Origin of the sequence: Leptospira fluminis (genome assembly GCF_004771275.1) — a bacterium.
GTDB classification, from domain to species: Bacteria; Spirochaetota; Leptospiria; order Leptospirales; family Leptospiraceae; genus Leptospira_B; species Leptospira_B fluminis.
Window position 1 is genome coordinate 510,756 of the sequence record NZ_RQEV01000003.1, and the last position, 24,365, is coordinate 535,120.

Annotated in this window: 22 protein-coding genes; 8 read left to right on the top strand and 14 right to left on the bottom strand. The window is 45.3% G+C overall.

The window, feature by feature from the left end; genetic code table 11:
* The first annotated feature begins 46 nt into the window (after positions 1-46).
* The 4 genes from EHO61_RS04235 to yihA are packed head-to-tail and all read left to right on the top strand — an operon-like array spanning position 47 to position 3,915.
* A complete protein-coding gene (locus EHO61_RS04235) occupies positions 47-1,966 on the top strand; it encodes a GAF domain-containing SpoIIE family protein phosphatase (protein WP_135812364.1) in 1,920 nt (639 codons plus the stop codon).
* Positions 1,967-1,970: 4 nt separating this feature from the next.
* A complete protein-coding gene (locus EHO61_RS17385) occupies positions 1,971-2,297 on the top strand; it encodes a PP-loop family protein (RefSeq protein WP_135812365.1) in 327 nt (108 codons plus the stop codon).
* Positions 2,216-3,226, top strand: coding sequence for a PP-loop family protein (locus EHO61_RS04245; protein WP_135812580.1), 1,011 nt, complete (start codon positions 2,216-2,218; stop codon positions 3,224-3,226). Before EHO61_RS17385 ends, EHO61_RS04245 begins: the two co-directional genes overlap by 82 nt.
* Before the next feature lie 14 nt (positions 3,227-3,240).
* Positions 3,241-3,915, top strand: a complete 675-nt coding sequence (gene yihA, locus EHO61_RS04250) for a ribosome biogenesis GTP-binding protein YihA/YsxC (protein ID WP_135812366.1) — start codon at positions 3,241-3,243, stop codon at positions 3,913-3,915.
* 8 nt (positions 3,916-3,923) lie between these two features.
* On the opposite strand, the gene EHO61_RS04255 is transcribed toward yihA, so the two are convergent.
* From EHO61_RS04255 to EHO61_RS04265, 3 genes are all read right to left on the bottom strand, one after another.
* Positions 3,924-4,616: a hypothetical protein gene (locus EHO61_RS04255; protein ID WP_135812367.1), complete on the bottom strand. Its 693-nt coding sequence runs from the start codon at positions 4,614-4,616 to the stop codon at positions 3,924-3,926.
* 74 nt (positions 4,617-4,690) lie between these two features.
* Positions 4,691-4,999 carry a PilZ domain-containing protein gene (locus EHO61_RS04260; RefSeq protein WP_246031998.1) on the bottom strand — a complete coding sequence of 103 codons (309 nt, stop codon included), beginning with the start codon at positions 4,997-4,999 and terminating at the stop codon, positions 4,691-4,693.
* A gap of 159 nt (positions 5,000-5,158) precedes the next feature.
* Positions 5,159-6,097 (bottom strand): MBL fold metallo-hydrolase, encoded by a 939-nt coding sequence (locus tag EHO61_RS04265; RefSeq protein WP_135812369.1) that lies wholly within the window; start codon positions 6,095-6,097, stop codon positions 5,159-5,161.
* A 49-nt stretch (positions 6,098-6,146) separates the two neighbouring features.
* Here EHO61_RS04265 and trmB point away from each other — a divergent pair, with 49 nt between their 5' ends.
* Positions 6,147-6,794, top strand: coding sequence for a tRNA (guanosine(46)-N7)-methyltransferase TrmB (gene trmB / locus EHO61_RS04270; RefSeq protein ID WP_135812370.1), 648 nt, complete (start codon positions 6,147-6,149; stop codon positions 6,792-6,794).
* A 3-nt stretch (positions 6,795-6,797) separates the two neighbouring features.
* Here the strand turns inward: trmB and EHO61_RS04275 are convergent, their stop codons facing one another.
* The 5 genes from EHO61_RS04275 to rsgA all read right to left on the bottom strand — a co-directional run bounded on the left by EHO61_RS04275 (position 6,798) and on the right by rsgA (position 15,651).
* On the bottom strand, positions 6,798-10,388 hold the full coding sequence (locus EHO61_RS04275; RefSeq protein ID WP_135812371.1) for a tetratricopeptide repeat protein: 3,591 nt from the start codon (positions 10,386-10,388) through the stop codon (positions 6,798-6,800).
* Positions 10,385-12,007: an LIC10124 family lipoprotein gene (locus EHO61_RS04280; RefSeq protein WP_135812372.1), complete on the bottom strand. Its 1,623-nt coding sequence runs from the start codon at positions 12,005-12,007 to the stop codon at positions 10,385-10,387. Before EHO61_RS04280 ends, EHO61_RS04275 begins: the two co-directional genes overlap by 4 nt.
* Positions 12,008-12,240: 233 nt before the next feature.
* The gene (locus EHO61_RS04285) at positions 12,241-13,170 is read right to left on the bottom strand and encodes a FecR family protein (RefSeq protein WP_135812373.1); all 930 of its coding nucleotides are present in this window, start codon (positions 13,168-13,170) and stop codon (positions 12,241-12,243) included.
* A 203-nt stretch (positions 13,171-13,373) separates the two neighbouring features.
* A complete protein-coding gene (locus tag EHO61_RS04290; RefSeq protein WP_135812374.1) occupies positions 13,374-14,699 on the bottom strand; it encodes a hypothetical protein in 1,326 nt (441 codons plus the stop codon).
* Positions 14,683-15,651 (bottom strand): ribosome small subunit-dependent GTPase A, encoded by a 969-nt coding sequence (gene rsgA, locus EHO61_RS04295; protein ID WP_135812375.1) that lies wholly within the window; start codon positions 15,649-15,651, stop codon positions 14,683-14,685. Before rsgA ends, EHO61_RS04290 begins: the two co-directional genes overlap by 17 nt.
* A gap of 27 nt (positions 15,652-15,678) precedes the next feature.
* Between rsgA and EHO61_RS04300 the strand changes: the two genes are divergently transcribed.
* Genes EHO61_RS04300 through thiD form a run of 3 tightly spaced genes read left to right on the top strand, consistent with a single transcriptional unit; the run spans position 15,679 to position 18,687 of the window.
* Positions 15,679-17,472, top strand: coding sequence for a sensor histidine kinase (locus tag EHO61_RS04300; protein ID WP_135812376.1), 1,794 nt, complete (start codon positions 15,679-15,681; stop codon positions 17,470-17,472).
* A 25-nt stretch (positions 17,473-17,497) separates the two neighbouring features.
* Positions 17,498-17,857 carry an MGMT family protein gene (locus EHO61_RS04305; protein WP_135812377.1) on the top strand — a complete coding sequence of 120 codons (360 nt, stop codon included), beginning with the start codon at positions 17,498-17,500 and terminating at the stop codon, positions 17,855-17,857.
* Entirely contained in the window at positions 17,848-18,687 is an 840-nt protein-coding gene (gene thiD, locus EHO61_RS04310) for a bifunctional hydroxymethylpyrimidine kinase/phosphomethylpyrimidine kinase (RefSeq protein WP_135812378.1), read from the top strand. Before EHO61_RS04305 ends, thiD begins: the two co-directional genes overlap by 10 nt.
* Before the next feature lie 11 nt (positions 18,688-18,698).
* Here the strand turns inward: thiD and EHO61_RS04315 are convergent, their stop codons facing one another.
* From EHO61_RS04315 to hisB, 6 genes are all read right to left on the bottom strand, one after another.
* A complete protein-coding gene (locus tag EHO61_RS04315) occupies positions 18,699-20,513 on the bottom strand; it encodes a DUF885 domain-containing protein (protein ID WP_135812379.1) in 1,815 nt (604 codons plus the stop codon).
* A gap of 37 nt (positions 20,514-20,550) precedes the next feature.
* Positions 20,551-21,096: a hypothetical protein gene (locus tag EHO61_RS04320; RefSeq protein ID WP_246031999.1), complete on the bottom strand. Its 546-nt coding sequence runs from the start codon at positions 21,094-21,096 to the stop codon at positions 20,551-20,553.
* Positions 21,097-21,103: 7 nt separating this feature from the next.
* Positions 21,104-22,312 carry a vitamin K epoxide reductase/DsbA family protein gene (locus EHO61_RS04325; RefSeq protein WP_135812380.1) on the bottom strand — a complete coding sequence of 403 codons (1,209 nt, stop codon included), beginning with the start codon at positions 22,310-22,312 and terminating at the stop codon, positions 21,104-21,106.
* 92 nt (positions 22,313-22,404) lie between these two features.
* Entirely contained in the window at positions 22,405-23,139 is a 735-nt protein-coding gene (gene hisA / locus EHO61_RS04330) for a 1-(5-phosphoribosyl)-5-[(5-phosphoribosylamino)methylideneamino]imidazole-4-carboxamide isomerase (protein ID WP_135812381.1), read from the bottom strand.
* On the bottom strand, positions 23,136-23,768 hold the full coding sequence (hisH, locus tag EHO61_RS04335) for an imidazole glycerol phosphate synthase subunit HisH (protein WP_135812382.1): 633 nt from the start codon (positions 23,766-23,768) through the stop codon (positions 23,136-23,138). Before hisH ends, hisA begins: the two co-directional genes overlap by 4 nt.
* Complete coding sequence (hisB, locus tag EHO61_RS04340; protein WP_135812383.1) at positions 23,765-24,346, bottom strand: imidazoleglycerol-phosphate dehydratase HisB; 582 nt, start codon at positions 24,344-24,346, stop codon at positions 23,765-23,767. Before hisB ends, hisH begins: the two co-directional genes overlap by 4 nt.
* Positions 24,347-24,365: the final 19 nt, after the last annotated feature.

Here is a 24,365-nt window from a genome sequence, read left to right on the forward strand (position 1 = left end):
TCCGAAAACGATTCCCTTATGAAATAAATTTCTTATTCTGAGGAGAATGCCCTGCGTATTCTGCGGAGAAGAAAAGGTTCCGGAAGGAATTTTTGAAGCCGGAAAATTCTTCTGCCGAGCCTGTAGCCGGGAATGGATCCTGGAAAAGCGCAAAAATACGAGGGTCAAGCCTCCGGAAAGCCATAGCCTAACCAACGAAGTCTTGTTGGAGTTTCTATCCCTCTTTAATACCAGCGCCAACCTGGATGCCTTACTCCAGAATTTTACGAACTTGGCGTTTCGAAAATTGCGTCTCCCCGGAATCTCCGTAATGGTCTATGAACCTAGACTGGATCGCATCTTGGTAAAATCCTGCAAAAACCGCCAAGGTCCGGCTTTAGAGAGATTAGCCTTTAAAATGGAAATTCGAAAAGGCGAGGATACGGGCCCTTTCGGTCGTTGCGTGGACACTTGCAAATCCATTTATTATAGATTTGCGGAACAAAAACATAAGCAGATAAAGCAATACGGCCGATTGAATCGGGTCGTCTCCGCGCTTTGCGTCCCCATCCATTTAAAAGGGGAAGTCCTAGGACTTATCAATGTGGATTACGAAAAAGACGATCCGTACCAAGCGGAAAAGGATCGCTATTTCCTGGAACTGATCGCGAACCAATTCGCAACCACATTAAAGAATCGGATTCTTTTCGAAATTTCCCAGACACAATCCAGAAACTTCCGTAATCTGCATTCTGCCGCATTGAAACTGAGCAGTCTGGGCTTCAAATACCGAACGGAAATATTCAGAGTAATACTTTTATGCCTCACTGAATTTTCCGAGAGCGATGCTTACGCGATATTAGAAAAATCGAAAGGTTCCGAAAATGAAATTTCGGTAAAAGGGCATTTTCTCACCGGAAATTCGATGGTTCCGGAATTGAAATTGAACAACGATCTAAAGGGAAACTGGGAAATCCTATCTCAAAAAACGGAGGAAATTCGGGTTTTGGACTCCTCCGAAATTTCCGATTGGAAGCGCTTAGGATTCGGAAAAAAGAATATCGCTCTTTTACCCGTACTTATCTCGGACGAGACGAACATCTGGATTTTACTCACGAAAAACCCCGAGTTCTTATGGAGTCACGAAGAACTAGACGTACTGAACGCGTTTGCGATCCAGGCGGGAATTTCGATCCAAAATTTCAACCTTTTCCACCAACGAGCGGAGAAGGAAAGACTCGATCGGGAAATAGAAATCGCGAGAGAACTCCAAAGATCCTTACTTCCGAGAAAAGTTCCGGGACACGTCGGTTACGAATTCGGCGGCACGATGATCCCGGCAATCGGCGTTGGGGGAGACTATTACGATTTTATAACAGATCCGATGGATAAAGAAACGTACATCTGCATCGGGGACGTAAGCGGGAAGGGGGTTCCCGCAGGTCTGGTGATGGCAACCGTTCGCACTGTCATTCACTCGTTGGTCAGAAGGAACCCAGGAACTTGGGAAATCATTTCGACCGTAAACACGTATCTGTATCAGAATTATTTTAAGGATTCGCTGAGTCCGAGATTCATGTCTTTGACGATGATTCATTGGAACCGGTTAGGACACGAATTTCAATTCAGCGGCGGCGGACAGGGAAACATTTTGATCTACAGGGCTTCCTCAGAACAAATCGAAGAGATACCTACGGGGGGCATCGTTCTGGGAATCGATCCGAACGTGAGCGAATTCGAAAACCACGGCAAATTCCGGCTAGATATCGGGGATTTTTTCATTATGGGAACGGACGGGATCTGGGAAGCTTCGGATGCGGGCGGGGATAGATACGAAACGGAAAGATTGAAGGATTGCATCCTAAGAAACAGAAAGGAATCCCTGCCGGCTCTCTTCGATAAAATCGTGCAGGATATAAAACGCTTTACCGGAGAACAGGAACAAGTAGACGATATCACTCTAGTGGGATTGAGAAGGTTAAAGTAGAACTATGTCGGAAAAAATCGTTCGGGAAGAGGACGTATTTTCGGAGGCCTGGTCAAATCTTCGAAATTATCAGGAACTGATCCGTCGCAAAACGGCGGTCATCGCTTATTCCGGAGGAAAAGATTCCTCTCTTCTTCTGCAATTTTATCTTTGGCTCCGAAAGGAGAAACATCTGAGCAAGGATCCGATTCTTTTTCACCTGAACCATTCGATCCGAAAAAACGAGGATCAGGAAAAAGAAATCCTGGAATATATGCGCGGACTAGGCCTTTCCCTTGTCGGCAAAAAAAAAACGTTCCGAAGTTTTCGGATAAAACCGGCTTTAGCTTAGAGGTAGCCGGGAGAACGCTTCGTTACAAAAGTCTTCATAGAATTGCCGGAGAAGTCGACGGCTATGTCGCGACAGGGCACCACTCGGAGGACTATCTCGAAACCGTAATTGTCCAGTTGATCCGAGGTGGAGGTTGGAATTCACTTCGCACTTTAAAAGTGTATGAAAACGACCGACTTCGACCTCTTTTGCTCTTTAAAGAATCCGATCGAAAATTTCTGGTAGAACATCCGAAATGGCCGGTCTTCGACGATGAATCCAACGAATCCGACTCCTTCCTCAGAAATAGAATCAGGAAGCAAATTCTTCCGCATTTATTAAAGGAAGGCGCCAATCCGGAAAAAATTTATAGGAATTTTCATGATTTGGAAATTCCCAGGCCCAAAGCCGATAGGAGCGGAAAAGAAGTCCGTGTCGTGAGTCGACAAGTACTCGAATCGGAAACCGAATCCGTCTGCAAAGATATTCTCGACCTACACATGAAATCCGTATTTCTCCATCCATTATCCGGGAATTTCCTACGTGATTTGCTTTCTAAAATCGACTCCAGAACTTCTTTTTCCTTGGAAAATAGGGAAGCCTGGTTTTGGAAAAGCGTTTCTTCCGACCTTTATATTTTACCCAAATCTGGGGCTTTCTTTAGAAGCTTTCAATTCGATTCGGAATCCGGATTTTTGCGCTGGAACGGGAAAACGAAGCGGGTTCCGGAATTTTGCCTGCCGGAATCCGATGCGGAGGGAGAAAAAATTTTATTGAGAGGAATTCACAGAGAACTTTCAGAGTTGTTAAGGGAAAAGGAGATCCCCGTCCCGATTAGAAAAATGCTACCCATTCTAAAAAGGGACGGGAAAACTGTAATGGTCTGTCTCCGAATGTGGGATACAAGGATGGATGATATCCAGTCCGACGATTTCCAAGGAGCCTTTTAAAGTAAGGGGAGAGTATGTCGGAAGAGGTTCAAGATACGAAACCCGATCCATTCTTCCGGGAGGTTCGATTCTATTCCTCCTACGCGGACGCATCTAAAGTTCCCGCCAGAGGAATACCGCAAATCGCGTTTGCCGGACGGTCCAACTCCGGAAAATCCAGATTATTGAACGCTATCGTCGAGCGCAAATCTCTCGCAAAAGTTTCTGCAGTTCCGGGAAAAACGAAACTTCTGAACTTTTTCCTGGTCTCGAAATCCCTGTACCTTGTAGACACTCCCGGATTCGGTTATTCGGCCAATTCGCATAAAGAACACGAGCAAATGATGGATTTGCTTATGAATTATCTGAATAGCGCCAAGGATCTTAAGGTGCTATTCCTACTTTCGGACGCACAAAGGGAATTACCGGAAGAAGAGTTGGAGTTGATCGGAACTTGTTTCGAGCGCGGAATGAAACCGGTACTGATCCGAACGAAAGTCGACAAACTGAACCAGTCCGACCTTTCCAAGCTACGTAAAAAAATGAAGAATATCCAGGGACTCTACCCCATGCTGGAAGTAGTATTGGTTTCTCCGAAATACGGAAAAGGCCTCCCCGAGTTGCGAAAGATCATAGAAACGATGATGAAGACGATCATTTTACCGGCGGAAGAAGAACCTTTTCCGGGAGAAGCACAGGGACAAGGCTAAATTTTGTTTTAGGCAAGATCCTGTAGGAAATTCCCGACCGCTTCGAATTCCCCATTATATACTTTGTTTGCGAATTGGATTTGTTTTCGGTTTAACTCTTGGATCGTATCCAATGTTTCCTTTAACAGGGCCTTTAATTTTTCCTGACTCAATTCCATTTCGAGTTTTCTTTTTAGTTCCACGAGTTCGACACGTTTACGGGATTCTTCGTCCTTTTTTACGTTCGACTCTTCGGAGGAATCGGGGTTTTTATCCAGACGACCTAATTCCAGTTCGATTTGTCGCAGTTCGGACATGAGGTCCCATTCCCGATCCGTAATGATCTCGGACCTGCCGCTTTTTTCGGAATTTCCCTTCGCGTTCTTTTCGGATTCGAACGAATCGGAATCGTTCCGGAGTTCCGGGGTCGCTTTGCCGGATTCTTCCGCTTTTTTTACGGAAGTCACTTTCGTTTCGCCGGCTACGGCTACCAATTTCCCGTCTCTCATTTCGTATTTGATGGAGACGTCTATGGATCTGATTTCCGCCTTATCCCGAATCGCTTCGCTTTTAAATTCGGCGACATGCCCCAACTCATGAGAAATCACATGCAGAACGGAGGTAGACTGGGGCGAGCTTTCTAACTGCCCGTGACCCACGTACTTGACCGAGGTATCTCGCGGTCTTTCCAGTACGGCAGATTGTATCGCCCCGACGTTCATCCTATATTAAATGTCGGCGATAAACTTTCTCAGTTTAGGATTTGTTAAAAAAATTGAATCTATCGAAAAAAAAATCATTCGGAAGGAACGGGAATCTTATTCAGTATTTCTATGATAAAATCGTCCGTTAATTCGCCGAATACCAACGCATACCGTGTTCCATTCGGCATTTCTTCCTTTCTAATGACTTCCGCTTCCAACTGACAGGAAAACATAGAAGACATAATTTTTAAATGGGAGCCGATTTCCCAGACTCCACCCGAAACCAAGGAAATTCCGATCATCGATATATCGATCAGATCCCCTTCTATACACTCTCCCCCGTAGAAAACTCGAACTCTGTTTTGTCTGCGAAATCTTATATAAAATCTTTTATCTCGCATGCAATCGGGTTCGTCCACGGGAGACGTTCTTTTCCCGATCTCTAGTCTTTCCATAACCGGGAAAGTCTACACCCGTAAAAAATAAATAGGAAGGAATTTTTCAAAAATTCGCCGAAAAGCGACGATGATCCGATCCCGTTTAACGTTTCGCATCCCGCGCTACAGAACGAAGGAATCGGATTCCTTAGCCAGTCTCACTTCGGCCAAAGAACTACCCGATTTTTCAGACTCAAAAATCCGTAGAATCTCGGCGTCCGCGTGATCCGGTTCGTGATGGGTTAACACCAATCGATCTACACCGAGTATTTCACCGCAGCGGACAGCGATTTTACCTGCCGTATGTCCCCATCCGATCTTAGAGGCGGCTTCGTCGGAACTGTATTGGGCATCGATTACCAGAAGATTTACTTTTCCGAATTCCTTCCTCAACCGTTCGATTTCATCCAAACCTTCTTCCCGAACTTCCAGATCGGTGCAAAAAAGGAAGCTTTTCCCGTTTTCCTCCACGTGATAACCCGTACAATTTCCGGGATGTCGTAGTAAAAATGGTGTCACCTTAAAATCCCCGATTCTTACCGGTTTGTCCTTTTCCAAAAGAGTGAATGTCTTATCGGAGGCCATCGAATCGAAAGAAACAGGAAAATTTTCAGGATGCTGTTGTCTTTCCAGCCTTTCCTTCAAATTTGCTATCGTGGAATAAAAATCGATCTGAACGGAAGGAATGTATGCAGGCTTAAAAAAGGGCCAACCTTGGATATGGTCCCAATGTGTATGGGTCAGGCAGATCGAGATCCTACCTCCGGACGCGATCCCGCTTCTCAGAAGTTCGTTTCCGAGCACTCGCATCCCGGAGCCACAGTCGATTACGAGACGGCTTCCGAGGGAAGACTCGACATAAATGCAGGTGGTATTTCCTCCTATCGGTCTTGCTAGGAGTGGGTCCAAGGACCGAACAAAGTCCGAAACGGAAAATTCGTTCCCCTTTTTCAAAATCTCAGGCTGGGCCTTTTCGAGAATTCTTTCGATTTTTTCCTGGTATTCTAGTTCCGAAATCGGCGTCGGGAGCGAGCCCCGAACGCCATAAAGTTTTATTTTCACTGTATTAAATTAGACAATCGGGAGATTTGGTATTCTCGGTATATCCTCAATGACCGAAGATTTTCGAAAAAAACTTTGGAACATCGCAGGCGGAATTCCCTTCGACTCGGAATACTTCCTGAGAATTCTGCCTGAAAGTAAATTAAAAAAATCCGATCTATTCGCTTCGGACTTCGGGACATATTACTTGGAATTGGGCTCCGGTTGGGGGGAGGTCGCGATCGAGTTGGCCCAAACTCATCCCGAAATCGGATACGTGTTGATGGAAAAAAAGGCGGATCGGATCAGGAAAACGATCAAAGCGGCTAGTCGTTTAAAGCTGACTAACGTAAAAATTTTATCCGTAAACTTCAACTGGTTTCTCGAAGACATTTTCGCGGACGGGAGTTTCGAAGAAATCCTTCTGAATTTCCCGGATCCTTGGCCTAAAAAAAGACATCACAAACACAGAACCCTAAGTCCGAGATTTTTGGATTCGATCCACCGATTGCTCGTTCCCGGAGGTCGTTTTCGTTTTGCGACGGACTACGGACCCTATGCCAGAAAGGGAATCGGCTACTTTCGCCGGGATCCGCGATTCAGATCCGTCGGCGCCGAATATTCGCTATTTCGAAAAGATTTTCCCGTTTCCTATTTCGAAAAGACGAAGCGGGAAGAAGGTTCGCGAATCTATTATCTAGACCGCGAACGCATCTGACATTTAACGATACAATAGAGAATAGACGTTGTCTTTGTCTTGGGTCAGGGAGTATTTCCAGGCGATTTCTCCCCTATCCGTGTATCGGATTGCCGTATTGTCCGAGTAAACTACGATACAATCCTTGCCTTTTCCCGGAAGCAACCCTTCGACCGTTTTCGAATCGATTTTGATCGAAGTGGGCGAATTAGATCCCGTTTCCAATCTAAACAGATTCTCTTTAGATACGTACCATAATGTATTTCCGCGGACGCTGAACATAGAAGCCGCCGCATCTATGTTCTCCGCTTTAGAGACTCTTCCCTTGCCCGAGACATATAGAATCTGATTCTCCAACCGGTAAAATACTCCTTCTTCTGCAGACCCAAGCAATCTAGGTTCCTGGGAAGTTTTGCCGATCCATGCCGTTTCCATCGGTCCGTTTAGACTCGAATCCATTACGAAAATCTTATTTTCTTTCGAAGTGGAAATGGATAAGAGCAATCGACCTTCTTTAGTCGACGTCCAAGATTTCGCTTCCAGCGGGATCGTTTTCTTGTCCTCCAGCGTCTCGGTATAGGACGTCAAAGATCTTTTACCGGAAACTTCGGTTTCAATAAGGACTCGTTCCCCCGCAATCTGTGCTTTTTTAAAATTACCTGAAAGTTGCAAGGATTGAAAAAGAACGCCTGTATTTTGATCCCTTACCTCCAACGCCTTATCCGTAAATGCAAAGATCCGTTTGTCGGCAATGACCGATTTGTAAGGTTTAACGGTTGAAATTCTCCAAATCCGAATGGCTCGATTCTTATCGAGAGCCTCGAGAGAAGTTCCATAATTCATTAACAGAGTGTCGTTTATCAAGATGGGAACTCCGACGAGGGATCCTCGGTTCGGAAAAGGCTGAACAATAACCGGAGTATCATCATCGGCTAAAAGCAATCTTTCGGCGTGAGTGGAGTAGGGAGAATTCGGATATTTCTCGGCGATTTCCCGCCCTAGTTCCAACGCCAACTTCTTATATTCCGATCTGCTCGGATATTTCAAACGTAATTCGCTCAGAATCCTAATCCGTGCGTGCAAATACTTTTCGTTTCTCTCCAAATCGAGAGCTTTTCCGATTTCCGTATCCGCGACTTCCAGGTCCCCGCGTTTAAAGTAGATATAGGAAAGCTGGTAGTGCGCGTCGGAAAAATCGGGATTTCTCTTTATGATATCCTTAAACACGTTCGATGCTTGTTCCAAAAGGTTGTCGTTGAACAATACGATTCCTATATTATAAGGTGCTAATTCGTTTTCGGAATCCGACTTCATAGCGCTCTCGAATTCCTCTCGAGCCTCTTTTGTCCGACCTCCGTTATAAAACGCGATTCCCTTTCCTATTTTTGCTGCAGAGAATTCGGGATTCAACAACCACGCCCTGTCGAAGGATTGAATCGCCGGATCATAGTCCTTCCTTTGGAGAGAAATGATACCTAATTGGTAGTGGCTATAATAGGAGTCGGGTTTCTTTTCTAGAATCTTTCTGAATCCCTTTTCGGCCTTATCCGCTTCTCCTTTGCGTAAAAGAAAGGCATTGATCGCTTCCTGAGACGCGATGTTTTTGGCGCCTTCCGGAGAATTCTCCAAGAGGGAGATTCCTTTTTCCTCATTTCCCATCGCCAAGTAACATTCCGCTATTTTTATGTATAGAGTCAGTTTCTTGGTTTTATCGTACGCCGTTTGGTAAAGAGGCAATGCCTTATCGTACGCTTTCAGATCAAAGAATCGGTTCGCTTTCCTGATGGTCGGGATTACTTCCGCGAATTTTTTATTTTGCTCGATAGTCTGCTTCGCTTCGGCGATTTCAGGAAGATCCTTTGTGAGCTTCTCGGCCTTAGCCAGCCAGGAAGTGGCGGCGTCATAGTTCGCTTTTTCGTTTTCTTCCAGTGAGATTTTATAATACAAATGAGCCAGTCGGAATTGAAGCGCATCGTTCGAAGGAAACTTCTTCAAAAGGTTTTTGTACGCGCTTTCCGCTTTTTCGTATTCCTTCTTATCTTCATAAGTACGAGCCAAAACGATCCCCGAAGTAGGATCGTTTGCGGTTTGACTTTCGAGTTCTCTCGTATATTGGGCAACTTTGGATTGGTTTTTTTGGGAAGAATATAATCGAATCAATCCCTGAAGGGCGGGAAGATTTCCCTTTTGTAAACTTAACGCTTTTAGAAAGTTCTGCTCCGATTGTTTCTGATCTCCCGAGATCTGAAACATACGCCCATACGCGGTATACACGCTAGGATCGTTAGAATCTTTCGATTTAGCCTGGTCGTAAAAGCCTCTTGCGGCTTTCGCTTCCCCTTTTCTGAGTCGCTGGTCCCCTTCGTAGATCAACTCGGCCACGTCCAAAAACAGACGGGCTTTTTTGACTTCGTCGTCCGATTTTAATTTATCCAGCTCGTTTCTTGCCGTTTTGAATCGATTGTCAGAAGCAAGTAAATAGGCCAAATTCAGAACGGGTTCCTTATATCCAGGATCCAGTTCTCTCGCCTTAGTAAAGGAAACTAACGCTTTCGCGTTTTCTCCCAGAGATTTTTGGTTTAAGCCGATCTGATTGTAAACTGCGGCGTTTTTCGGGAAAAAAGGCAGAGCTTTTTCGAGTACCGAGATCGCTTTGGGAAAGTTTCCGCTTTTATTGAATGCAGCGGCCAAACCCGAATACGCTTCCCAATAATCCGCTTTTAATTTCAAAGAAGTTTCGAAGGCTTTGACTGCCCCGTCCGTATCACCGGCCAAAATCTTCGCGTTTCCGAGAAATACGTAGGGGGACGGGTTTTTCGGATCCAATTGGGAAGCTGCGGAGAAGGAAAAAATCGCCTCTTTATAATTTTTATTTTTTAATGCGGAATTTCCTTTTTCAAGCAAATGTGCGACTCGAGTAGCGGACGCGGATTGCTTGGCGGAAGCCAATTCCGGATCAATGCCTCTGGCTTTTTCAAAATATTTTTCCGCTTCCTCGTATTCCTTCAATTGTACGGCGGCATCTCCGAGTTGCATGTAAAGCTGCGCTTTGAATTTGAATTTTTCCTCGGGAATGGATTTTAATGCGGCGTATGCATCCTCGTAACGCCCGACAGCCTTTAAAAGAACCGCTTTCTTGAAGGAATAAGACGAAGCGTCGATTTTCGGAAGTTTTTCCAGCCTGGAATACACTTCGATAGCTTCGTTATTGGAACCTTGAGCCGTGTAAAGGATACCTAAAGTCAAAAGGATCTGTTCGTTTTCCGGATCCAATTCGGTTCCTTTCTTAAGGGATACCAAAGCTTCTTCGGATTTTCCGAGTCTATATTCGGAAGATCCGATTAAGTAATAACCTTCCGCAGTCGGATACACGGATACCGCTTGTTTGCCTTTTTCCAAAGAGATCTCAAATTTTCCCTTTTGGTAAGCCGCGTTTCCTTCGTTGATTAAACTTGAGGATTTTTTAATATTTTGTCTTGTAAGAAAGTCCTTTTCCAGAACGGCATCTTGAGCGTTCGATTTTCGAAAATCGCGCGAACTACAAGCAACAAAGAAAAGGAGTACGAATGCCGGATAGAAAAGTTCCTTTTTAGGAAAATGATTCAGAATTTTCATTTGTATCCCCTATATCGAATTTTCAAATCTTTCAAAGGCGAGTTTTCCTTGAAATCGTCCCCTCTCGTAAGGACGGAAATCGTCCAGAGTCCCTGAAAGGAAATTTGTCCTTCCCATACCATATCATTACCGAGATATAGCCGCACTCGCTTTTCTTTTGCATCGGTACGAAAAGAGAAGGTCCGTCCTACGTCGTTTTCCAATTTTAGATACTTATAACTTCCGACGGTTTTTCCTTCCGAGGGAAAATGAAAAACCGAGACTTTTTCCGGTCCCGCTTCGAAACCTAGGTTGAAACCCGGACCGTGAAAGGTTACCGCCACCGTACCGCTCTTGTGGTCCGACGGTAAAAGAAAATTACCGGCGATTTCCAAATCATCCGCAGGGATAGGCAAAGAATAGACTCCGTTCCAGCCCGGCGGCAAGTTTTTACTTTTGGTGAATTCCAGATTACCGATGCCAAAAGGATTAAATCCACTTTCTCCGGAGCCTTTCCAAAATTCGGTTTCGGAAAGTAGCGATCCTCCGGAATAAGGAAATCCTATTTCAGCAACTTTATCGGACTTCACCTCTAACGTAGATTCATAATATACTAATGATCCTTCCGGATTATCCTTTATCAGCTCGATTTGATAATTACCCGGATTCAGGCCGCTTCGGAAAAACGGGGTTTCTCCCTGCCTAAAGCCGTCGACGGAAACGGAAAGTCCAGCCGGTACGCTTACGATCTTGGCGGAACCCAAGGTTTTATCTTCTTCCCATTCCTGAAAGATCGAAGACCTTTTTCCAGCACGGATGAGAACGGTTTTAACGACCGGTTTTTTTCCCTTTAAGTGAAACTCCACTTCCTGCAAACCTTCACCGACTGAAAAGTCTAACTGGGGAGTTTTTCCCAAATGAACGCCTTTATGGAAGACGTCGGTATCCCCGGAAGAAGCGCGGATATTCAATTTTCCTCGGACGGAAGAGTTTATAATTTCTTTAATTTCGGAGGAAAAAAGCTTTCGCTCCCAAACCGGAACCGTCGCTTTACGAGCATCCAGAGAAATGATACGGTCCCCAGCCTTCCAGAAAAAGACCTGGCTCCAACTTCCCGTATCTTCCGAGTTCGCGACAGGACGTTTAAAGGAACCTTCAAACTCGCCGAATTTAAAACCGTTGATCGGATCGATTACGGAAAATTGAAATAGCCATCCATTGTCGGTTTCGACGATCTTCTCTTGGACGAAAGCGTCCACTTCCGCATTTTTGGCTGCGGTAAGTAAAGCGTCGGGATTGGACCAAATATCGGAAGGGATCTTTACTCCGGAAAATTGGACCTCTCTCCACGGAATGCCGATCTCCTGTTCAAAATAGGCGATCAACTTTTTATCGACGGACTTAGGGTAGGAGACGGGAGAGAAGGCCAAGATCGGTTTCTCATGACCGGACTTGCGGATTTTATAATCAGATTCGGATTCCCGGAATAGAAAACCGCCTGGGTTTTCTCCGAGCGCTCTATAATAAGGCTCTTGGATTGCCCGAGGAGGTTCCTCCAATTTCTGGACGGTAGAGCACGCAATCGGAAGGAATACGAGCAGGGATAAGAACGAACGGTTACGTGAATAGATGGTCCCCATTCAGTAAAAAAATTTCTCTCTGTCCGTTTTAGCAAACCTTTTCCGGAATGAGTCTAAATCGAGCGAATTGAATTTCCAAGAATCCAACGACTTCGGTCGGGATAAACGGATAAATTAGGTTAATTTGTAATAAAAGGAATGACCCACCTTTTTGTGAAAAGGTGGGCGCGACGGCGGGACTCCGGTAAAAGTTTACCGGCAAATACTCGAAAACAAATCTAAGGAATTCCGGTTTAGAACGTTTCCTTAGGATTTAATTTCAGTTTTTCCTTTTGAACATCCTGCTGAACGTATTTCGTTTCGTTTACGATTCTAGCAGTCTGGGTAACTTCATCGGCGCTATTTCTAGATAGCTCCCGTTTTTGAAGTTGAACCTTTGCTTCCTCCACGCTGGAGGTTTGACTCAAGATACGCAATTCTTCGCTGGATGCCTTGAGTTCGTCGACCAAACGATTGTATTCCAGAACATCGTTCTTTTTCAGTACGATCAAGCCTTTGAGTTCTTTCAAAGATTCGGAACGAAGAGTTAAAATCAACTTATCCGTCAACTTCTGGTTCTTTTTCAGAGTCAACTCCCGGTTACGATCCAAAATCACTTCCGAATCTTCTCCGACTTTCGTTACCGCTACGGATCCTTCTAGAACTGCAAATCTTACTTCGCAGCCTTCGTTAGCACAATTCATCCGATTTCCGGAGGGATTTTCCACCGAGGTAAGGAACGTGGTTCCCCGAACCCCTGCCAATGCCGTAGGAGTCACGACTCGGAAGTCCGACGTCTTTTGTTCCTTACGAACCATGGTTACGATTTTTCCGTAATTTACGTTTACTTTTACGTCCGATCCGGAATCCGTTACTAGGGTGGCTACGGAAAGTTCACTATTTTTTGAAACCTTGATGATCCCACTATCTGCTACGATAATTTCAACACTACCGTTCGCACCGGTTAGTATGGTGTCGGATGCGGAAACCGTCAGACCTTGTTCGGCTTTTTTCTCGCCTGCGGCAGATTGGATTCTAACGTCTCCCACTACCCAGACGATTTTTGCAGGCGATACCCGAGCCTCGGACTTGACTTGGTCGCGTCCGGTTTTAGGACCGCAGGCAATTAGAAAAGAAATCGCAAGGGCCGAGGATAAGATTAAATTAGTTTTGATTCGAAACATATTATGCCCCGCCTATTAGCTGAAAGAATGCTATATTAAAAACAATCTAACAAGGATTTTTTTTCCAAAATTCAAAGAATGCGATCTTTTCACAAGGGTTTCGAGGCAATCGTGGAAAAAAATTTCCTAAATGTAATAACGAGTTCTAGTGGAAAAGTGGTAGCAGAAACCACAGAAAATCATGCCAAAAAGACTCGAAAAAGCTAGGGTGCCGGTTTTTCTTTCTTGTTGGAATCTTCTGATTCAGGAGTATCTTCTAAATCCTCTTCTAATTTACATTTCGGATAATGGTCGGCAGGCAGGCTAGAACCAACCCAGCCAAATGCCTCTTGCGCGGAAATTACGTGTATATCCCATCCCCGAACGATATTCGGGCAATCCCAAACCTTGTTTTTACAAAGTACTTGGCTTGCTTTCGGTTTCGGGTAAGCCCAGGCGGCAGGGGGGTGAAGGCACTGCATTTCGATTTCCGCCAATTTTCTCATCCGTTTGACGTTTTCTTCGAATCGCTTGAATAAATTCACTAGAGGATTCGCGAGTACCTCGTTAAAATACCCTCTTGTGGTATTGTAAGCTAGATAATAAACCAGTTCCTCCATAACGTAATCCTTATCCGCGCTAAACGAACTTACCGTATGAATATAACGTGCGATCTTCATGGAATCGGTCAGCAATTCCCGCAATACATCTTCGGATTTGTCGGCTCCTTCCTCCTCCTCCTCTTCTTCGTCCGAGGAGGAATCGCTTTCCCCGTCGTCCAGGAGCAGATCGGAAAAGAAGGTTTCGTTCGGTTGCTCTTTGTCCAGTTTTTTGGTCGAATAAGTACTAGGGTCGCTATTGTCCTGGAGTCCGAGCGGAACATGATTGGATGCTGCGGAACACACGAATTCCGGAAGGTCCAGCTTTTGCATAAAATTCGCACATAACTTTGCGATCCTGGTTTTTTCCGAATCGTCGGGAAAAGGTCTGTTCCAGTGCTCGGAATCCACCCTAACGATATCCATGAATATTCCGCCCAAAAAGGAATAACGTCGGAGCATTTTGTATTTTAACGCATCCGGAATCAGAACCACGCCTAAAGACAACAAACCTAGTTCACAGATATGCTTAAAGAACGGTCCGTTGACCTGATAGACCTTGAATAGGGCGAGTAAATGTTTCTTGTTAGAAAGGGAATTCCGGATGATTCCTTTGTAATTAAACGTGTTTTCCTCATACACGAATTTGAGGAATTTTTTGTCCGTCTGCTTCAGCTGGAAAACAATCTTTTCGCTGATCTTGTCCTGGATTTGGCCCGTGAGTTCCTTGGTAAGTTTTACTTTGAACTCCGGAGTATACTGCCCTTTGATTTCCTTGAGACGGGTTAAGGCGGATTCTTTGACCTGAACTTCCTCTTTTACGAGGACGTTTCCGCTGTTATCCGAAATGGGGTTAAGAAAACGGAGCATATTCCCGGTTCCGTAATCCCTTACGAAGAAAAGTAAGTCTTCGATTGATTCGAATTCTATCGATTTAGGAGAGACTTTCATTCTTAAGATGATCCCTGCGTGTGATTCTAAAAGGGTTATCCAGACTGGCAAGCATAGATTCGAGACTTTTTCTCCTCTCTTCGCGGATCCCTTCCCGAGATTCCAAAACCTGAAGCAACCGACAGGATAAGTCCGCTCGGCAACAATCGGGTTCCATGCATTCTTCCTTGAATCGATTCAATTCCGGAAAACTCAATAAAATCTCCCCTTTCGTAAGGTGGAGAATTCCCCATTCCTTTATTCCCGGAGAGTCTATCAAGATGATATCTTTTTCCAAAATTAGAAAATTAGAATTCGTGGTCGTATGTTTTCCTTTCCGCGTGGAAAAGCTGACCTCCGAAGTCCTTTGCAATTCCTTTTCCGATAAGACGTTTACCAGACTCGATTTTCCGACCCCAGAGTTGCCCGCCAAAAAGGTGGTTTTGCCCGATATTTTCGAAACCAAATCCGGAATCCCTTCCCCCGTCTTACAGGAGACCGTCACCACATCATAGCCCAAATTTGAATACGATTCGATTCGATTTGCCAAGACGGTTTCGTCGACCAAATCCTTTTTTGTAAAGAGAATCAAAGCGGGAATTCCTGCAGAATATGCGGAGGCTAGACATCGGTCCAAAAATCCGTCCTTCGTCTCCGGATTTCGCAAAGAAACGAGCACTGCGATCTGGTCCACATTCGCGCAAAGAACTTGAGCGTCCCCTTCCTTGCTTTTTCGCAGGAGCTCATTCTTTCTCGGAAGTTTCTCCGAAATCACCCATTCTCCGCCGGATTCTTCGGCGAGCACGGAATCGCCCACCACGAAAGGATGACGCTCTTTGGATACGAGTGTCCGGAGTTTTCCGCGTAAAACGGCGCGCTGTCTTCCTCTTTCCGGAGAATACAAATCATAGAAGGCGCCAAAGACTCTGGCAATGGTAAAAAACTCCTTTACTCTACCGGTCGAAGTCGTCATTGTAATGCCTAGTTTTTCGGGCCGCCGATGAAAATCATACGCAAATTCGGACCTCTACTCGGTTTGGTTCTTGCCATAACCTTTTTGCAAACCGTCGTTATTTTGACGTTAAATATCGGATCCGCCACCGCTAAAGAGAAGGAAGTCCTGATCGGAAGTCTACTCATATCCGCGGCCGCGGCTACTCTGTTTTATATCGTTTTTTCTCTTATAACCGGAGACACGAGCTTTTCCCAAACGATCGACAGATTAACCGTTCGGGACAGGCAATATCTGAAATACCTTTCCGTTTTGGATAAATTTAAAAGCGATTTGATCGCCACGAATATTACGGATTCGGTTTGCGAAAAGATACTCAAATTCGTTCCGAATATCGTTCCACAAGCATCCACAAAGATCTATTTATGGAGAGAAGATTTGGGAACTTTTTCCCCGTTTCCTAAAGACGGGGCAGCGGAACATTTTTATATCTTCGATCCGTTTTTACTCTGGATCACCGAACACGATCGTATCTTTCATACTTCGGAATTCGAAACGAATCCGAATCTATCCCAAATTAAAGAACACGCGATCTCTTTTACCCGAAGAACCCGTGCGGAACTTTTAGTTCCGTTGATATTGAATCGTAGCCTACTCGGTATGATGGTATTGGGAACGAGAGATGTGCGGAGAGAATATAGCAAGGACGAATTGGACAAATTGAACGAAGTCCGTTCCGTTTCCGTAATGTCCCTTTCCAATTCCATTTTTTACGAAAGATTGATAGAACTTACCGAGACTTTGGAGGAAAAAGTCCGGAACCGCACCCGAGAATTGGAAAACGCACAGTCCCAATTGATCATGTCCGAAAAAATGGCGTCTTTAGGAACCATGGTCGCGGGAATCGCTCATGAGATCAATACTCCCGCGGGAGTCATCAACGGATCCGCCGACAACCTGGAATCGAACATGAATTATATCGTTAAAAACGTTTTCGACGTGGTTCGCTTCGCAAGGAATAAGAAACTCCGGAAGTCGTTCGAAATCGCTTTGCTGTATTTGCTCCGGGATCGTAAAAAATCCGCACCGATGGAATCCAAAGACAAATTCCGGGTGAAAAAGGATATCCGAGAAGAAATGACCGCTCTCGGTATAGAATCCGGACTGGCCAGCGACGTTTCCTCATTCGTGATCGAAAACGACGTTTTGGAAGTGCGTAAACATATCTTCGAGGTGATCGTTCACGGCGAAAAAAAAGGATATTATATGTTGAAGCACGCGTCGAACACGAATCGAAACATCAAGAATATTCGATATTCCATCCGAAACATCGTAAGAATCGTAAAGGCGCTGAAATATTATTCGCATTTGGACCAAAGCAAATCCTTCATCAGCGCAGACATAGTGGAAGGAATCGAGAACACTCTAGTTATTATGCACAACCAACTGAAATACGGAGTGGAAGTCCGGAAAAATTTCGCCTCGATACCGATGGTCGTCTGCAATCCCGACGAACTCAATCAGATCTGGACCAATCTGATTCAAAATGCGAACCAAGCGATCCGAGGCCAAGGAGTGATCGAAATCTCGGTCTATCCGAAAGCCGAAAAAGTATTTGTCGAAATCCAGGACGACGGCCCCGGGATCGATCCAGGAATTAAGGACAGGATTTGGGATCCGTTCTTTACGACGAAGGACCAGGGTGAAGGTTCAGGGTTAGGTTTGGGCATCGTGAAAGGAATCGTAGAAAAACATAAAGGTCAGATAACGTTCGAGTCCCGTCCGGGAAAAACCGTCTTTACCGTGGAACTTCCTCTTCGCCCTCCTGCCGTCTCCGCATAGAAAATAGAAAGAAAGCTCTTTAGAAATGAAATCCCGTCCCGCCTTAAAAAAGAAATCGAAGAAAGAAGAGAAAAAACCTAGCTTCTACGAAAGCGTCTATTCGATCGCAAAAAAAATTCCCAAAGGAAAAGTGACGAGTTACGGTAGAATCGCAGTCATTCTCGGTCATCCCAGAGCGGCAAGAGCAGTGGGCTATGCTTTAAACGCGATTCCGAAAAATCGCGAAGGAAAAATCCCGTGGCAAAGAGTGATCAACAGCAAGGGTAGAATTTCCTTTCGAGGCGATTCCCACCGAGCCATCCTCCAGAGAAAAATCTTAGAGTCGGAAGGAATCAAATTCGACGACAACGAAACCATCGATTGGAAAGCATTCGGATGGCCGTAGAACCGGAGGAAACTGTGGTAAAAAGCCGACCTGTGGCGTTGACGATCGCCGGTTCGGATTCCGGAGGAGGGGCAGGAATCCAAGCGGATCTCAAGTCCTTCCTGAGCACGGGGAGTTTCGGAACTTCCGCGATAACTTGTCTCACCGCTCAAAATCCGGAAGGAGTTTCGGGAATTTTGGAAATCGATCCTGATTTTCTGGAAAAACAGATCCGTGCTGTTTTTTCGTATTTTTCCGTAGGAGCGGTAAAAACCGGGATGCTCCTGTCGAAAGAGATCGTTTCGCGAGTAGCACTTCTCCTTCGGGAATTCCGAAAGGAGGGTCGGGCATTTCGATTTGTACTGGATCCCGTAATGGTTGCCACAAGCGGAGCGGGTTTGTTACGCGAAGATGCCGTCGATTCCCTAATAAGTGAATTGCTTCCCTTGGCCGATCTGGTCACACCGAATCTGGACGAGGGAAGGATTTTAGGGATAGGAAATATCCAGAATAGTACGGAAATCGGGCCGGCGGCGGAAGCTTTGTCCGATAAGTTAAAAACGAATGTGCTCTTAAAAGGAGGTCATCTACAGAACGCGGAATTAGCTGTGGACGCTTTGGCGATTTCCGGCCGACCGGCAATCATCTACTCCAAGCCGTTTATCAGGAATTTTTATCCGCATGGAACGGGATGCACGTATTCTTCCGCCATCGCTTCCTACTTGGCGCAAGGAAACTCTCTCGAAGCTTCCGTTTCCAAAGGAAAGGATTTTTTGCACTCTACGATCGTAGAGGCGTATTCGATCGGAAGATCCAAAACGTTAAACCACTTTCCGAAAGAGTATCGTTAAGTCGGCTCCTGTTATTTCTTCGAGGATAGGAATCGTTTCGATTCTTCCTCCAAGATCTCCATAGGTAAAGAACCTTTTCCCAACACAAATTCGTGAAAAGCATTTATGTCGAAGCGCTCACCGGTTTTATTTTTCCAATCCTCACGCAATTTCAAAAAGGAAATCATTCCTATCTTATAGGCGCAGGCTTGTCCGGGATATACGATATAACGTTCGATTTCCGCCGTGACGTCTTTCGGCGGTAATCCGGTATTCTTACTCATATACTCGATTGCCTGCTCCCGAGTCCATCTTTTACGATGGATCCCCGTATCGACCACGAGCCTGACCGCTCTAAACAATTCGGCTTGCAACCTTCCCAAATCCGAATAAGGATCTTCCTTAAAAAATTCGTAATCTTTAGCCAATCGCTCCGCATACAAAGCCCAGCCTTCCACAAAGGCGGTAAAATGAGTGGTTCGTAAAATTCGAGGTGCATCGGTCAATTCCTGGGCCCAAGCGATCTGTAAATGATGTCCCGGAACCGCTTCGTGATAGGTGAGAGTTCGCAGGCCGAATTTGGGAATTTCCTTCAAGTCCCGTAAATTCGCATAGAAGACTCCCGGACGTTTTCCGTCCAAACTAGGTTCCTCGTAATATGCACCGGGGGCGCCGGCTTCCTTAAAAGCGGGAATCCTACGAACTTCCACCTTTGCCTTGGGCCATCTAGGAAAAAGTTCCTTAGATTTTCGAATCGAATCGGTTAATATTTCGGAATAAGAGACCAAGATCATCTCTCTTCCCTGATCCGAATCGGGAAAAAGAAATTCCGGTCTGGAACGCAACTCTTTCAAAGCAGAGGGAATGTCCCCTCTTTTAAAACCCAGGGAAGTCAATATCTCCTTCATTTCCGTTTGAATCCGTCCGACTTCGGAAAGTCCCAAAGAGTGTATTTCTTCCGGTGCGAGGGACGTGGTAGTGTGATATTTCAAAACGTGCGCATAATACTCGTCTCCGTCCGGCAGTTTCCAGACTCCCGCTTTCTTATCCGAAAGTTTGATTTGGGTTCTTAGAAATTCCTCCAGGCTTTCGTATGCCGGATAGATGTTCTTTCGAATCTCGTTTTCGGCTTCGGTCAGATATTTCTTTTTATCGGGGCCTTCTTCGGATGAAATCTTATTCAGTTTATTTAAAAAATTCGAATATAATATATTTTCTTTCGGATCGGATTTTTTAAAATTCCCGATTTCATACAATACCCTCTCAAGCACGAAAGTAGGCGGAACGATACCTTTAGCCTGTCTGAGTTTTAAACCGCGCATACATTGGCTCAATTTCGCCGGTATCCCTTTCAATCTGTCGATGTACGCTTCCGCGTCCTGGAAATTGTCTACCGTATGTACGGAAGCGAGAAAAGTCGGAATCTGGTTCTGAATGCCGAACAGTTGGTTTACCGGATAATCATAATATACGAAAGCTTCCCCTTTTGTCGCCAAATCGAGGCTCCATTCCAAAGATCGAAAATACACTCTCTCCTCTTCCGACAACCCTGCGACGTCGTAACTGCGAAGGACCGCCAACTGTCTCTTTTTCCTATCGGCGATTTCTACCTCCCGCTCCGGAGAGGAGTCGGTCCATTTCGAATTATGGGAATGGATTCCCCAGGAGTCCAAAATCCTCAATGAAGAAAGGGTTTCCGGATCATCGAGTACGTTTTCCCAAAATATCTTTTCATAAAATAAGGAGAGTGTCAGGGGTCTGAAATATGCGGTATGCAAAACCAAACCTGCCGCACCAAGTAAAACGACGATCCCGATAAGGAATAGGGACGATAGGATTTTTTTCATCTTCAGACTCTCTTAGGAAACGGACCGAATTTTATTCTTAGAATAGGGGAAATAGAATTTTAATCAAAAAGATCAGAATCGCGGTCCAGATCGCCGACGAGGACAACGAAAACGGAATTGGGTTGGGCCAATCCACCAACGGAACGCACACGAAGAGGAACATTCCCGCATAGGAGAGAGCCGGCGAGCGGTCAAAGAGTTTCTTCTGCCATTCGAAAAAACCCTGTCTAAAATCCTTCGCTTCTCCTCTCGCTTTATGTAGAAAAATCCATTCCGATATATAACCGAAGATACAGAACAAAATTCCGAAAAACGAAAAAACGATCAGCCAAGTCTTGTCCGCAAAGCGGACGCCGGAAAAATACAGAACCAAAGGAAGTCCGGGAGAGAGCAAGGCGGAAAAAGGATAGAGCAAAAATCTTCGGAAGAATTTACTTTCCGAAAAATATTTCAACACGGGCACTCTTCCCGCAATCTGATACGCTCCGCAAAAAACACAACGTTCGGATTCCGCCGGAATAAGGGAACCGCAGTTGCGGCAAGAGATTTGCTTCTTTCCTTCCTCGATTCCCGATGTCACCATAATCGCCTTAAACTTTCTTCATCAGCTTATTGATCAATTCCCTTAGGAATTGTTCGTCAGGCGTACCGCTGCGTATCGCTTTGTTGTTAATGTAGAGACTCGGCGTGCTGCGTATATTCAACTTTTCCGCTTCGTCCACTTCCTTGGAAATCTGCTGCCTAACGGACGGAGAAGATAAGCAGGATCGAAAGGAATTCATATTGAGTCCGCTAGATTCCGCCAACTTTAAAACGGTGGCAGGAGTATGCATGACTCCCAACTCGGTATCCTTATAAAGGCCTGCATAGACGACGGAAAATTTATTCTGCTTATCCGCACAAATCGCGGCGGAGGCGGCGACGCAAGAGCTTGCTTCGGGAGAGGACCTTTGGACGAGACGATTGCAATTTCCGTCCAAAGGAAAGTTCTTATAAACCACTTTTACGATTCCTTCATAATCCCTTAAGATTCCCCTGAGAATATGGGAGGTATGCATGCAATGTCCGCAATTAAAGTCCGCGAATTTCACGATCGTAATGGGGGCCTTCGGATCCCCCTCGACAGAAGATCCGACGATATCGATCGGAGTGATCGGAGCCGCGTCATAATCCGCAAGAGCACGAGAGACTTGAGATGCACCGGAGTGTTCCCCCGCAGTCAAAGAAGAAGTGGTGATTTTCCCGAAAACCTGGCCGACCAAAAGGAAAGCTAAGATCGCGATTGCGAAATTAAGAAAATCCTTAGATACGACAGGCAGAATCTTTGTAGGCGATTTTTCTTTGATTTCCTGGAACCGAGAATACGTAAGTGCCAAAAGAGCTAAAGTGACCACATAAGTGGCTGCACAAAGTCCGCAGATCGCCTTAATAACGAATACGGAGACCAGAAGTAAGGCGAGATCGACTACCGCTCCTAAAGCGATCATGTAAAATGCGAATCGAAGATAGTCCGTTTCGGAATTTTTATCTCTTTCCGACCAAACGAATAGAAATCCGAGAAAACCGTAGAACGCAAAACCGAACAATGCAATCGGAACATCTCCGAAGAAAGGAATATTACGAATTGCGGAAAAACTACTTTCCGACACTTTGTCGCAGGACCCCGTTTCGCTCAGAGCGTTACAGAGAGCTTGGGCCGCTCCGTCTCCTCCGAAGAACTTTTGGATCAAAAAAAAGGAAAGTATGAGACCGATTCCGGCGATACCCGCCAGAACATAATTGGATTGGAATTTTTTCATCCGGTTTTCCCCCGTTTAGAATTTACCTTAATACCGACGATAAATGCGGAAGGAAAGAAAAATATCTGGAAAGGAAGCCGAGAGATTCCGAGTTAATCTTCTCCGAGCGAGGAAATCGCTTCCGCTAGATCGATACGACCCTCGTACAAGGCCTTTCCGGTGATTACTCCGAATACCGGCGTAGGAGTACCTAAGGCGGATAGAGCCATGATGTCCTTTAAGGAGGATATCCCGCCGGATGCGATGACTTGGAATCGGAACTTATTCAAGATTTCACGATATGCATCTAAATTCGGGCCTGCCAAAGTTCCATCTTGGGCGATGTCCGTGAATATGATAGAACGTATTCCTGTCCGCTCGATCCGTTCCAAAAGATCCATATAGCGAATACCGGAATCTTCTTCCCAGCCGGTTATCTTTACGATTCCGTCGCGAGCATCGACCGCTACCACTACCCGTTCTTTTCCGTACTTTTCCAGAGCAAAATCCAATAAACCAGGATCCTTAACGGCAGCGGTTCCCAAAATGAATCTGTCTATTCCGATGGAATCGTAATATGCCAGTTTTTCCTTATCCCGAATCCCGCCTCCTAATTGGATTTTAAGTTTCGTGGATTTCCGGATTTTAGAAATGGATTCCTCATTGATTCCCGCACTACCCCGCGCTCCGTTCAAATCCACCAAATGAATAATGGATGCTCCGTTTTTTTCGAATCCTTCCGCAAGTTTCCACGGCTCCGTAGAGTATACGGTTTTATCTTCGTACTTCCCTTTAAAAAGTCGAACGGCGCAATTATCCAGTAAGTCGATAGCAGGTATTAAGATCATAATGATTTTATAAAATTCTCCAGAATTTTTAAGCCGAAGGAATGTGATTTTTCCGGATGGAATTGGGTCCCGAATATATTCCCCTTTTCCACCACTGCGGGGAATTTTTCCCCGTAATATTGGCAAAGACCCGTGATGGCCTTACCTTCCACTTCCACCGATCGGTAGGAATGTATGAAGTAAAAGAAGGACTCGTCGGGAATATCCCTAAGAAGTATACTTTCCTTCTGTCTTCTTTTGAAAAGTTGATTCCAACCTATATGAGGGACCTTAAAATTTTTTCCCCGAAATTTACGGATCTTTCCTTTTAAATACCCCAAGCCTTCCACGGTCGCGGATTTGCTCGAAGATAAGGTTTCATCGGAATCTTCGAACAGAATCTGAAAACCGATACAAATCCCGAATAAGGGTTTTCCCGACTCCACATGTTGGTCGACGATATTTTTGAGGCCGAATTCCCGAAGATTGGACATGGCTTTATCGAAATGTCCATCCCCGGGAAGTATGAGCGCGGAGCAATTCCGGATCACCTCCGGATCTTTTGTGTAACTATAATCTTTCGTGTAAAGAGAAACCGCTTTCAGGCAGGAATGGATATTTCCCATTCCGTAATCTAGGACTGCGATCACTCCAACACTCCCTTAGTGGACGGAATAGAACCTGCCGATTGGGGGTCGATTTCCATGGCCATCCTAAGAGCTTTTCCGAAACCTTTAAATATGGATTCGTGAATGTGATGGCGGTTTTCGCCATAATGCACGTTTACGTGTAGATTCATTTTGGCATTCAACGCGAATTTCTGTAGAAATTCCAGAGAAAGTTCGGCGTCATAAATTCCGAATTTTCCGATTAGTTCCGGCCCGGAATATTTAAAGAAAAACCTTCCCCCTAGATCCACGGCAACGGTCGTAAGTACCTCATCCATCGGAAGAGTAAAATGGCCGTACCTACGAATGCCGCTTTTATCCCCCAATAATTTGTGCAGAGTAGCTCCCATGAGGATGGCCGTGTCTTCCACGCTATGATGGCAGTCGATTTCTATGTCTCCTCGTAGCCAAAGGTCTAAATCCATCAAGCTGTGTTTGGATACGTGAGAAAGCATGTGGTCGAAAAAAGGAATTTGCGTATCGAACTTATATTTTCCGCTCCCTCTCGGGTTCAGACTCAGCTTGATCTCGGTTTCGGTTGTTTTCCTCTCTTCTTTCATACCTTCCTAACCCTACTTT